This window comes from Cellulomonas hominis, assembly GCF_005239125.1.
Classification (GTDB): Bacteria; Actinomycetota; Actinomycetes; order Actinomycetales; family Cellulomonadaceae; genus Cellulomonas; species Cellulomonas hominis_A.
On record NZ_SZYE01000118.1, the window covers coordinates 1 to 12222 of the forward strand.

Here is a 12222-nt window from a genome sequence, read left to right on the forward strand (position 1 = left end):
CTCGCTCCCCCGCGCGACGCGGGATCCAGGCGAGGCGGGCGCCGGTGCGCGCCGCGAGCCGCAGCGCGGCGGACAGCGCGCCGGGCACGGCGGCCAGGCGCTCACCGACCAGGACCAGCGCGCCCGGGGCACCCAGCGCCGCACCGAGGTCCGCGAGGTCGCCGGACCCGACGGCGTCGAGCACCTCGGCCTCGGTGCCCGGGGCGGCGCGCAGCAGCTCGCCGTCCAGGCGCTCGAGCCCGCGGCTCGCCAGCGGCGCCACGGCGTGCACGCGGGTGCGGCCCGCGACGACGCCCTTGCGCAGCCGCAGGAACACGACGCCCGCCTCCTCCTCGGCCTCCAGGCCGGCGAGCAGGACGGTCGGCGCGGCCTCGAGGTCGCGGAACGTGACGCCCAGGCCGGTGCCGGCGACCGCGTGCCCGAGGAACGCGAGCTCCTCGTCCGAGTGCGGCCGGGCGCGCAGGTCGACGTCGTTGGTGCCGAGCACCACGCGGGCGAACTTGCCGTAGGCGTAGGCGTCCTCGACGGTCAGGCGCCCGCCGGGGAGCACCCCGACGCCGCCGGCGGCCCGGGCCTGCTCCAGCCCGTGCGCCGCGACCTCCAGGGCCTCGGCCCAGGACGCGGGGTGCAGCTCGCCGCGGGTGCCGTCCTCCAGCAGGTCGCGCACGAGCGGGGTGGTGATCCGGTCGGCCGCGGACTGCCAGGTGAAGGCGAACCGGTCCTTGTCGGTGATCCACTCCTCGTTGACCTCGGGGTCGTCCCCCGCGAGCCGGCGCAGCACGACGCCGCGGCGGTGGTCGACGCGGATCGCCGCACCGGAGGAGTCGTGCTCGGACACGCCGGGCGTCGACACCAGGTCGAACGGGCGGGCGCGGAACCGGTAGGCGGCGCCGGTCAGCGCGCCGACCGGGCAGATCTGGACGGTGTTGCCGGAGAAGTAGGACGCGAACGGGGAACCCGACTCGTCGTCCTCCGCCGGACCCACGGGGATGTCGGCGCCGAGGAGCACGCGGCCGTCGAACGGGAGCGTCCCGGAGGTCGCCGCGTCCTCGTCGTCGACCCCCGCGCCGGCGAAGCCCAGCACGTCGGCGTCGAACCGGCCGATCTGCTGCATCGCCCCGCGCTTCTGCAGGTCGATGAACGGGTCGCCCGCGATCTCCCGGGAGAACCGGGTGCACCGCTGGCACAGGATGCACCGCTCGCGGTCGAGCAGGATCTCGGTCGACACGGCGATCGGCTTCGGGAACGTCCGCTTGACGTCGACGAACCGGGTCTGGCTCCGGCCGTTGGACATCGCCTGGTTCTGCAGGGGGCACTCGCCGCCCTTGTCGCAGACCGGGCAGTCCAGCGGGTGGTTGATGAGCAGCAGCTCCATCACGCCGTGCTGCGCCTTGTCCGCCTCCGCGGACGTGCGCTGCGTGCGCACGTCCATGCCGGGCGTGGCGGTGAGCGTGCAGGAGGCCTGCGGCTTCGGCATCTTCGCGACCTTGCCGTCGCGGCCCGGGGCCCAGACCTCCACGAGGCACTGGCGGCACGCGCCGGCCGGGGCCAGCAGCGGGTGGTCGCAGAACCGCGGGATCTGGATGCCGAGCTGCTCGGCGGCGCGGATGACCAGGGTGCCCTTCGGCACGGTGGTCTCGATGCCGTCGATCGTGAAGGTGACCCCGTCCGGCTTCGGCTCGGGCGGGGGCGTCGCGCCCGACCCGGCGGGCTTCGATGCGGTGACGGTCATCAGTGGGCTCCCGCGAGCTGGCCGCTGCGGCGCGGCGTGTAGGGGAAGAGCGAGGCGCGCTCCGGCGGGAACAGCACGTCGGCGGGCGTGTGCGTGCCCGCCTCGAACTCCTCCCGGAAGTACTGGATCGCCGAGGTGATCGGGCTGGTCGCGCCGTCGCCGAGGGCGCAGAACGCCTTGCCGAGGATGTTGTCGCACAGGTCGAGCAGCAGGTCGATGTCGCCGGAGGTGCCCTGGCCCGCCTCCAGGCGGGCGAGCACCTGCGCGAGCCAGAACGTGCCCTCGCGGCACGGGGTGCACTTGCCGCACGACTCGTGCTTGTAGAACTGCGTCCACCGGGACACGGCCTTGACCACCGACACCGAGTCGTCGAACACCTGCAGCGCGCGGGTGCCGAGCATCGAGCCGGCGGCGCCGACCTCCTCGTAGGTGAGCGGGACGTCGAGGTGCTCCGCGGTGAAGATCGGCGTCGAGGACCCGCCCGGGGTCCAGAACTTCAGCTCGTGGCCCTCGCGGACGCCGCCGGCCATCTCCAGCAGCTCGCGCATCGTGATGCCGAGCGGCGCCTCGTACTGGCCGGGGTGCGTGACGTGCCCGGACAGCGAGAACAGGCCGTGGCCGGGCGACCGGTCGGTCCCCATCGTGCGGAACCAGTCGGAGCCCCCGACCACGATGCCGGGCACCGAGGCGATGGACTCGACGTTGTTCACGACGGTGGGCCGGGCGTACAGGCCCGCCACCGCGGGGAACGGCGGCTTGAGGCGCGGCTGGCCGCGGCGGCCCTCGAGCGAGTCGAGCAGCGCGGTCTCCTCGCCGCAGATGTACGCGCCCGCGCCGGCGTGCACCGTGACGTCCAGGTCGTACCCGCTGCCGAGGATGTTCTTGCCGAGGTAGCCCTGGGCGTACGCCTGCTCGACCGCGTGCAGCAGCCGGCGGTAGACGTGCACGACCTCGCCGCGCAGGTAGATGAACGCGTGGTGGCAGCCGATCGCGTAGGAGGTGATCGCCACGCCCTCGACCAGCACCTGCGGGTCCGCCAGCATCAGCGGGATGTCCTTGCAGGTGCCCGGCTCGGACTCGTCGGCGTTCACCACCAGGTAGCGGGGACCGCCGTCCGGCGCGGGCAGGAAGCCCCACTTCATGCCGGTCGGGAAGCCGGCGCCGCCGCGGCCGCGCAGGCCGGAGTCCTTGACGGTGGTCACCACGTCGGCGGCGTCCATCGTCAGCGCCTTGCGCAGCCCGCGGTAGCCGCCGCGGGACTCGTACGTGCGCAGGTCCCACGGGCGGTCGGCGTCCCAGCGGTCGCTGAGCACCGGCGTCAGGGTGGTCGCGTCGGCCATCACGACTCCTTCTCGCTGTCGGCGGGCTTGCTCGTGTCGTCGGCGCGGTGCTCGGCCTTCTCCTGGTCGGCGGACCGCTCCGGGGCGCCGGCCGCGGGCCGGTCGACGGAGGACTGCTCGCCGCCGGGCTGCGGCGCGGAGGCCCCCGGTGCGGCGGTGCCGGCGGCCGGGGCGGCGGGCTCGGCCTGCTGCTCCTGGGCGGCGTCGCGCTCCGCGGCGTCGGTGGACGGGGCCGTCCAGCCGTTCTCCCGCGCGAGCCGCAGCCCGCGCAGCGTCGGCTCGCCGGCCGCGACGCCCTCGTCCGCGAGGCCGTCCGGGAACCCGGCCAGCACGCGGGACACCTGCTTGAACGTCTGCACCCGGGACGGCCCGCGGGTCGGCGCCACGGGCTCCCCCGCGATCAGCTTCCCGACCACCTCGGCAGCCGAGTCCGGCGTCTGGTTGTCGAAGAACTCCCAGTTGATCATCATCACCGGCGCGTAGTCGCAGGCCGCGTTGCACTCGATCCGCTCGAGCGTGATCTTGCCGTCGCCCGTCGTCTCGTCGTGGCCGATGCCGAGCCGGTCGGTGAGGTCCTCCCAGATCGCGTCACCGCCCATGATGGCGCAGAGCGTGTTGGTGCAGACGCCCACCGTGTACTCGCCGTTCGGGCGGCGCTTGTACTGGGTGTAGAACGTCGCGACCGCGGACACCTGGGCCGTCGACAGGTCCAGCGTCGCCGCGCAGAACGCGATGCCCGCCGGGCTCACGTAGCCGTCCTCGGACTGCACCAGGTGCAGCAGCGGCAGCAGGGCCGAGCGCGGGTCGGGGTACCGGGCGACGACCTGCGCCGCGTCGGCCGCGAGCCGCTCCCGGGTCGCCTCGTCGTACGTCGCGCGCGGGCGCCCCGTCCCGGGGATCCGCGGGTGGTCGATGGCGGTCATCAGCGGTCCACCCCTCCGAGCACCGGGTCGATGGAGGCGACGGAGCAGACGACGTCCGCCACCTGCCCGCCCTCGCAGAGCACCGAGACGGCCTGCAGGTTGTTGAACGACGGGTCGCGGAAGTGCGCCCGGTACGGCTTGGTGCCCCCGTCGGAGACGAGGTGCACGCCGAGCTCGCCGCGGGGGTGCTCGACGGTCTGCCACGCCTGGCCGGCGGGGACCCGGAAGCCCTCCGTCACCAGCTTGAAGTGGTGGATCAGGGCCTCCATCGAGGTGCCCATGATCTCCCGGATGTGGTCGAGCGAGTTGCCCATGCCGTCGCTGCCGATGGCGAGCTGGGCGGGCCAGGCGATCTTCTTGTCCTCGACCATGACGGGCGTGCCGGCCGAGGCCTGCAGCCGCTCGACCACCTGCTCGACGATCCGCATCGACTGGTAGCACTCCTCGATCCGCAGGACCATCCGGTCCCAGCAGTCCGAGCCCTCGGAGACCGGGACGTCGAAGTCGTAGGTCTCGTAGCCGCAGTACGGGGCGGCCTTGCGGACGTCGTACGGCAGGCCGGTCGACCGGAGCATCGGGCCGGTGATGCCGAGCGCCATGCAGCCGGCGAGGTTCAGCACGCCCACGTTCTGCAGCCGGCCCTTGAGGATCGGCTGGCCGAGCATGAGGTCCTCGAGCTGCGTGAGGTAGCGGCGCACGCCGACCAGCGCCTCGCGGACGGAGTCGAGCCCGCCCGGGGGGATGTCCTGCGCGACGCCGCCGGGGCGGATGTACGCGTGGTTCATCCGCAGGCCGGTCACCATCTCGAAGATCCGCAGGATCTCCTCGCGGGCGGTGAAGCCGATGGTCATGATCGTGGTCGCGCCGAGCTCGTTGCCGCCGGTCGCCAGGCACACCAGGTGCGAGGAGATCCGGTTGAGCTCCATCATCAGCACGCGGATCTCGCTCGCGCGGACCGGGATGTCGTCGGTGATGCCGAGCAGCTTCTCCACGGCCAGGCAGTACGCGGCCTCCTGGAACAGCGGGGCGACGTAGTCCATGCGGGTGCAGAACGTGACGCCCTGGGTCCAGGTGCGGTACTCCATGTTCTTCTCGATGCCGGTGTGCAGGTAGCCGATGCCCGCGCGGGCCTCGGTCACCGTCTCGCCGTCGATCTCGAGCATGAGGCGGAGCACGCCGTGCGTGGACGGGTGCTGGGGGCCCATGTTGACGACGATGCGCTGCTCGCCGAGCCGGGCCGCCTCCTCGGCGATGTCGGACCAGTCGCCGCCGGTCGCCTCGAAGGTCCGCAGGCCGACGGTCTCGTCGTCGACGAGGTGGCCGGTCGCGCGGGGCGCGTGGGTCTGGGAGCTCATGAGTACTGCCTCCGCTGGTCGGCCGGCGGGATGGTGGCGCCCTTGTACTCCACCGGGATGCCGCCGAGCGGGTAGTCCTTGCGCTGCGGGTGCCCGGGCCAGTCGTCCGGCATCTCGATCCGCGCCAGGTCGGTGCGGCCGGTGAAGACGATGCCGAAGAAGTCCCAGGTCTCGCGCTCGTGCCAGTCGTTGGCCGGGTAGACCCCGACGGTGCTGGGGATGGTCGGGTCGCCCTCGGGGGCGGCGACCTCGAGGCGGAGCCGCCGGCCGTGGGTGACCGACACCAGGTGGTAGACGGCGTGCAGCTCGCGGCCGGTGTCGTGCGGGTAGTGCACGCCGCTGACGCCGAGGGACAGCTCGAACCGGAGGTCCTGGTCGTCGCGCAGGTGCCGCGTGACCTCGACCACGTGCTCCCGGGCGATGTTCAGGGTGAGCTCGCCGCGGTCGACGACCACGGACTCCAGCGCCGCGGCGGCACCGGTGCCGGAGGCGTCCAGCAGCTCGGTGAGCACGTCCACGACCTCGTCGAACCAGCCGCCGTACGGCCGCTCGCTCGGGCCGGGCAGCACCACGGTCTGCACGAGGCCGCCGAACCCGGAGGTGTCGCCGGACCCGTGCACGCCGAACATGCCGTGCCGGGTCTCGACGACCTCGAGCGGCAGCGTCCGGTCGGCCGGGACGTTCTGCGCGCCGGCCTCCAGGGCCGCCTCGCTGGTGCGCTGCGCCCCGGCGTCGGCGGACGCGGCGTCCCCGGCCTTGGCGGCCTCGGCGGCGTCCTTCTTCTCGTCGCTCATCGCAGCAGCCCCGTCATGTGGGAGGTCGGCTCGGCGCGCAGCGCGGCCGCCTCGACCTCGCGGGCGATGTCCGCGCGGTTCTTGCCGAGCGGCTCGGCCTTGATCTGCTCGTGCAGCTCGAGGATCGCGTTGATCAGCATCTCCGGCCGCGGCGGGCAGCCGGGCAGGTAGATGTCCACCGGCACGACGTGGTCGACGCCCTGGACGATCGCGTAGTTGTTGAACATGCCGCCGCTGCTGGCGCACACGCCCATCGACAGCACCCACTTGGGCTCGGCCATCTGGTCGTAGACCTGCCGCACCACGGGCGCCATCTTCTGGCTGACCCGGCCGGCCACGATCATCAGGTCGGACTGGCGCGGGGAGGCACGGAACACCTCCATGCCGAACCGGGAGATGTCGAACCGGGAACCGCCGGTCGCCATCATCTCGATCGCGCAGCACGCCAGGCCGAACGTCACCGGCCACAGCGAGGCCTTCCGGACCAGGCCGGCGAGCGTCTCGACCGACGTCAGCAGGAAGCCGCTGGGAGCCTCTTCGATACCCATCTCAGTCCTCGTCCCACTCGAGACCGCCGCGCCGCCACTCGTAGAGGAACGGCACGGTGATCAGCGCGAGGAACCCCACCATCGCCACGAGCCCGAAGACGGCCAGCTCACCGAAGCTGACGGCCCACGGGTAGAGGAACACGACCTCGATGTCGAAGATGATGAAGGTCATCGCGACCAGGTAGTACTTCACCGGGAACCGGCCGCCGCCGACGGCGTGCGGGGTCGGCTGGATGCCGCACTCGTAGGCCTCGAGCTTGGCGCGGTTGTAGCGCTTGGGGCCGATCACGGCGCTGGCGGCGAGGCCGCCGACCGCGAGGACGGCGGCCACCCCCATCATGACGAGGAGGGGGACGTACGGGTTGGTCATCGGTGCTCTCCCGGTGGGGGGTGGAGTGCTTCCGTGGGGCTGCGGAGCGGGCGCGTCCGGCGGGCGAGGCCGGCGCGCCCCGTCAGGGCGGCCCGGTGCGGGCGGCGGCCGTCACGAGGCCGGCGCCAGACGTGCGAGGGCGGCGATGGTCCGGTCGGCCCAGTCGCCGCCGTGCGGCTCGTAGCAGTCCGCGAGCAGCTTGTGCGTGAGCTTCATGACCAGCGGGCGCGGCAGGCCGTACCTCGTGCACGCCCGCATGATCTCGGGCCGCTCGATGAGCTTCACGAACACCCGGCCGAGCGTGTAGTACCCGCCCAGGTCGTCCTTCATCCGCGCGCCGTACGTGGCGAGCGCCCGCTCGCGTCCGGCGGCGGTGCCCCGGGCGGCGGCCTGGACGATCGCGTCCGCGGCGACCCGGCCGGCCTGCAGGGCGTAGGCGATGCCCTCGCCGTTGAACGGGCTGATCATCCCGGCGGCGTCGCCGACCAGCATGAGGCCGCGGCCGTAGAGCGGGCCGCGGTTGAACCCCATCGGCAGCGCGGCGCCGCGGACGGGACCGAGCTGGTGCTCCGGGGTGAACTCCCACTCCGCGGGGGCGTTGGCCATCCACTTCGCGAACAGGTCCTTGTAGTCGACCTTGGTCGCGGCGGCGGTCGAGGACACCGAGCCGAGGCCGACGTTCGCGGTGCCGTCGCCGAGCGAGAAGATCCAGCCGTAGCCGGGCATGAGGTCCGACTCGCCCGGCTTGCCGTCCCAGAGCTCGAGGTGGCTCTCCATCCACGGGTCGTCGTGCCGCGGCGTCCGGAAGTAGGTGCGCACCGCCACGCCCATCGGGCGGTCCTGGCGCTTCTCCAGGCCGAGGCCGGTCGCGAGCCGGGCGGACACGCCGTCGGCGGCGATCACGACGGGGGCGCGGTACTCGACCGGGTCGCCCGCGCGACGGCCGTCGGCGTCGACCGGGCGGGCCTGCACGCCGACCACGCGGCCGGTGCGCTCGTCGACCAGCGGACCCGTGACGTTGGTCCGCTCCTGGACCTTGGCGCCGGCGGCGCGCGCGTGCTCGAGCAGCAGGTGGTCGAGCGAGGTGCGCGCGCGGGCCAGGCCGTACGACGGGTAGGACGACAGCTCGGGCCAGGGCAGCTCGACGACGTGGCCGCCGCCGAGGACGCGCAGGCCGACGTTCCGGATCCAGCCGTCCTGCTCGCGCAGCGGCACGCCCATCCGGGCCAGCTCGGCCACCGCGCGCGGGGTCAGGCCGTCGCCGCAGATCTTGTCCCGGGGGAAGCTCGCCTTGTCCAGCAGCAGGACGGAAAGGCCCGCGGCGGCGCAGTGGTAGGCAGCGCTGGACCCGCCGGGTCCGGCGCCGACGACGACGACGTCCGCGTCGTCGCTCTTGCCACTGTGCACAGTTCGCCCCATTTGTGAATGCCTTCACAGGTGTTGTCAGGCCGAGTCTAGTGATCCGACCAACGATCTGTCTGCGAAGGTTTGCCTCAGTAGCGTCTCTGCTCCTGACCAGGGGTTATCCGGGACTTTCGTCCCACCATTCCGGCCTAAATGATCCCAGGATTTGTGGCGCGGTGCAGCGCGACGATGCCGCCGGACAGATTCCGGTACCCCACCGAGCTCCAGCCCGACTCCTTCAGGAGCCGCGCCAGCCCGAGCTGGTCCGGCCACTCCTGGATCGACTCGGCGAGGTAGTCGTACGCCGCCGACTCGCGCGCCACGACCTTCGCCACCGCAGGCAGGGCCTTGACCAGGTAGCCGGAGTAGACGGTCCGGAACGGCGCCCACGTCGGAGTCGAGAACTCGCACACCACGAGCCGCCCGCCCGGCCGCGTCACGCGGCGCATCTCCTCCAGCGCGCCCACCGTGTCCACCACGTTGCGCAGCCCGAACGAGATCGTCACCGCGTCGAAGACCCCGTCCGCGAACGGCAGCGCGGTGGCGTCGCCCGCGGTGAACGGCAGGTCGGGGCGACGGCGCTTGCCGACGGTGAGCATCCCGGTCGACAGGTCGCACGGGACGACCTTCACGCCCGCGTCCGCCAGCGGCTCGCTCGACGTGCCGGTGCCCGCGGCCAGGTCCAGGACCGTCTCCCCCGGCAGCGCGTCGAGCGCCTTGAGGGTCGCCCTGCGCCACATCCGGTCCTGGCCGAGCGACAGCACGTCGTTGGTCAGGTCGTAGCGGCGGGCGACGCCGTCGAACATCGTGGCGACGTCGTGCGGGTCCTTGTCGAGAGAGGCGCGGGGCATGGGGCCCATCGTGTCAGGTCGCGCGCGGTGGTCGCGCGCGGGCGCCCGCCGCGCGGTCGTACCCTGGTCCGCGATGACCAGCCCCCTCGACGACCGCCAGGCCGCGGCGTCCTCGCACCCCGAGCCGCTCGTGGTCCGCACCGTCCGGATCGACGCCCCGGACGACCTGCTCTCCCTGCTCCCCGCGGACGCCCCGCTCACCTGGGTGCGCCGGGGCGACGGGCTGGTCGGCTGGGGCGAGGCCGCGCGGACCGAGGTCGGCGGCCCGGACCGGTTCGCCGACGCCGAGCGCTGGTGGCAGGGCCTGGTCCGGCACGCCGTCGTCCGGGACGAGGTCGGGCTGCCCGGCACCGGCCCGGTCGCGTTCGGCTCGTTCGCGTTCGACGACCTGTCCGCCGCGGGCGGCGCCCTGGTGGTGCCGCGGGTGGTGGTCGGCCGCCGCGACGGGCAGGCGTGGCTCACGGTCGTCGAGACCGCCGGCACGCTCGGCGCGGCCCCGGACTGGTCGCTGGTCGCCCGGCACGTCGCCGGCCTGACGCCGGTCCGCGGCCCCGGTGCCGTGACCTACGCGTCCGGTGCCGTCGAGGCCGAGGACTGGCCCGACGTCGTGGCCCGCGGCGTCGCCGCCATCCGCGCCGGCGAGCTCGACAAGGTCGTGCTCGCCCGGGACGAGGTCGCCACGACCGCCGAGCCGCTGGACGTGCGGCACGCCCTCGGCCGGCTCGCCGACCGCTACCCGACCTGCTGGACGTTCTCCGTCGACGGCCTCATCGGCGCGACCCCGGAGCTGCTGGTCCGCTCGGACAAGGGCCTCGTGACGTCCCGCGTGCTGGCCGGCACCATCCGCCGCACCGGCGACGACGACGCCGACCTGGCCCGCGCCGCGATCCTGGCGCACTCCTCGAAGGACCTGGAGGAGCACGAGTACGCGGTGTCCTCGGTCGCGCGGGCGCTCGCGCCGTTCTGCTCCTCGACCAACGTGCCCGACGCCCCGTTCGTGCTGCACCTGCCGAACGTGCTGCACCTGGCCTCGGACGTGACCGCGGTGCTGCGCGGGACCGGCGCGGACGCCGACGGCGGGCCGCACCCGACCTCGCTGGCCCTCGCGGCCGCGCTGCACCCGACCGCCGCGGTCTGCGGCACGCCCACCGAGGCCGCCCGCGACCTCATCCGGGCGATCGAGGGCATGGACCGGGCCCGGTACGCCGGCCCGGTCGGCTGGGTGGGCGCCGACGGCGACGGCGAGTGGGGCATCGGCCTGCGGTCCGCGGAGCTCGACCCCGCCGACCCGCACCGCCTCCGGCTGTTCGCGGGCTGCGGCATCGTCGCGGCCTCCGACCCGGCGGCGGAGCTGGCGGAGTCCCGGGCGAAGCTGGTCCCGATGCGCACGGCCCTCGCCTCGGACTGACCACGGGGCACGCTCCGCGCCGGTCCGGCCCCGGACAGGGGACGGCCCCCGCGGGCGCCAGGGGGTGCGCGTCGCGGGGGCCGTCGGTCGGGGCGGCGAGGTGCGGGCTCACCGCCCCGGAGGCCGCCGGGCGGAGCAGGGGTGATCCTGCCCGGGGGCCGTCGTGGAGGGCCGGGTCAGTTCTGACCGCCGCCCTGCTGCTGCTGGAACCACTGCCAGAGCTCGTCCGGCGTCATGTTCCGCGGGTCGGTGCTGCCGGAGCCGCCCGAGCCCGAGCCCGGGTCGCTCGACGCCGTCTCCTCGCGGACCGCCAGGGTGACGTCGACGTCCAGGGACTTGCCGTCGCGGACCAGCGTCAGGGTGACCTTGTCGCCCGACGCGTGCGCCCGCACGTAGCCGGTCAGCGACTCGGCACCGGCCACGGCCTTGCCGTCGATCGCCACGATCACGTCGCCCTCCTTGATGCCGGCGGTCGCGGCGGGCGAGCCCGACGTGACGCTCTGCACCTGGGCGCCGGAGCGGGTGACGCCGTCGGCGGTGGCCGTGTTGTCGGTCAGCCCGACGCCGAGGAACGCGTGCTCCGCGGTGCCGTCCTCGATCAGCTGGCCGGCGATCATGTCGGCCAGGTTGACCGGGATCGCGAAGCCGAGGCCGATCGAGCCCGACTCGCTGGAGGTCGTGGCGATCGACGAGGTGATGCCGATGACCCGGCCCTGCGCGTCGAACAGCGGACCGCCCGAGTTGCCGGGGTTCACGGCCGCGTCGATCTGGATCGCGTTCGTCACCACGGCCTCGTTGCTGCCGTCCTCGGTGGTGGACACCGGGCGGTCGAGCGCGGAGACGATGCCGGTGGTCACGGTGTTCGCGAGCCCCAGCGGGTTGCCGACGGCCATGACCGGGTCGCCGACGGTGACCTCGGACGAGTCGCCGAGGGCGGCGGGCTTCAGGTCGTCCGGGGCGTCCTCGAGCTTGACGACGGCGAGGTCGGTGGTCGAGTCGGTGCCGACGACGTCGGCCGTGAAGATCCGGCCGTCGGTCAGCGTGACCTGCACCTTGCCGTCCTGGGCCCCCGACACCACGTGGTTGTTGGTGACGACGTGGCCCGCGTCGTCGACGATCACGCCGGAGCCCTGCGCCTCGCCGGAGCCGGTGCTGACGGTGATGGCGACGACCGAGTCCTTGACGGCGGACGCGACGGCCTGCCAGTCCGGGTTCTCCTGGGAGGAGCCGGACACCGGGACGCTGTCGTTGCTGCTCTGGCCGATCGAGGCGATGCTCGCCGAGCGCGCCGAGCCGTCGGCGTCGAACGCGCCGGTCAGCGCGGCCGTGCCGAGGCTGCCGAGCAGGCCGGCCGCGACGGCGACGCTCGCCACGGGGAGCCAGATCCGGTCGCGCGCGGTCCGGGTGCGGACCGGTGCCCCGCCGGGCCCACCGGGGGCGCCGTACGCGGCGGGGTACTCCGGGCCGCCGGTCGGGCCGTGCGGGCCCTGCGGGCCC

11 protein-coding genes are annotated in these 12222 nt (G+C 73.8%); 1 reads left to right on the plus strand and 10 read right to left on the minus strand.

Features of this window, described 5'->3' with window-relative positions:
* The 9 genes from FA014_RS13435 to FA014_RS13475 form a co-directional block, all read right to left on the minus strand.
* On the minus strand, positions 1-1732 hold a 1732-nt coding region (locus tag FA014_RS13435; RefSeq protein ID WP_154730175.1), incomplete at its 3' end, for an NADH-quinone oxidoreductase subunit G.
* The gene (gene nuoF / locus FA014_RS13440) at positions 1732-3072 is read right to left on the minus strand and encodes an NADH-quinone oxidoreductase subunit NuoF (protein WP_154730176.1); all 1341 of its coding nucleotides are present in this window, start codon (positions 3070-3072) and stop codon (positions 1732-1734) included. The genes FA014_RS13435 and nuoF, both read right to left, overlap by 1 nt.
* A complete protein-coding gene (nuoE, locus tag FA014_RS13445; protein ID WP_154730177.1) occupies positions 3072-3995 on the minus strand; it encodes an NADH-quinone oxidoreductase subunit NuoE in 924 nt (307 codons plus the stop codon). The genes nuoF and nuoE overlap by 1 nt, the downstream gene beginning before the upstream one ends.
* A complete protein-coding gene (locus FA014_RS13450; RefSeq protein WP_154730178.1) occupies positions 3995-5350 on the minus strand; it encodes an NADH-quinone oxidoreductase subunit D in 1356 nt (451 codons plus the stop codon). Before FA014_RS13450 ends, nuoE begins: the two co-directional genes overlap by 1 nt.
* Positions 5347-6144, minus strand: a complete 798-nt coding sequence (locus tag FA014_RS13455) for an NADH-quinone oxidoreductase subunit C (RefSeq protein ID WP_154730179.1) — start codon at positions 6142-6144, stop codon at positions 5347-5349. The genes FA014_RS13450 and FA014_RS13455 overlap by 4 nt, the downstream gene beginning before the upstream one ends.
* On the minus strand, positions 6141-6692 hold the full coding sequence (locus FA014_RS13460; RefSeq protein WP_147795391.1) for a NuoB/complex I 20 kDa subunit family protein: 552 nt from the start codon (positions 6690-6692) through the stop codon (positions 6141-6143). Before FA014_RS13460 ends, FA014_RS13455 begins: the two co-directional genes overlap by 4 nt.
* Position 6693: 1 nt before the next feature.
* Positions 6694-7062 (minus strand): NADH-quinone oxidoreductase subunit A, encoded by a 369-nt coding sequence (locus FA014_RS13465; RefSeq protein ID WP_147795390.1) that lies wholly within the window; start codon positions 7060-7062, stop codon positions 6694-6696.
* A gap of 111 nt (positions 7063-7173) precedes the next feature.
* Positions 7174-8469: a geranylgeranyl reductase family protein gene (locus tag FA014_RS13470; RefSeq protein WP_230323144.1), complete on the minus strand. Its 1296-nt coding sequence runs from the start codon at positions 8467-8469 to the stop codon at positions 7174-7176.
* A 146-nt stretch (positions 8470-8615) separates the two neighbouring features.
* The gene (locus FA014_RS13475; RefSeq protein ID WP_154730181.1) at positions 8616-9317 is read right to left on the minus strand and encodes a demethylmenaquinone methyltransferase; all 702 of its coding nucleotides are present in this window, start codon (positions 9315-9317) and stop codon (positions 8616-8618) included.
* 73 nt (positions 9318-9390) lie between these two features.
* Between FA014_RS13475 and FA014_RS13480 the strand changes: the two genes are divergently transcribed.
* Entirely contained in the window at positions 9391-10725 is a 1335-nt protein-coding gene (locus tag FA014_RS13480) for an isochorismate synthase (protein WP_154730182.1), read from the plus strand.
* 176 nt (positions 10726-10901) lie between these two features.
* Here FA014_RS13480 and FA014_RS13485 read toward each other — a convergent pair.
* The coding region (locus tag FA014_RS13485; RefSeq protein WP_154730183.1) for a S1C family serine protease at positions 10902-12222 on the minus strand (1321 nt) is incomplete at its 5' end.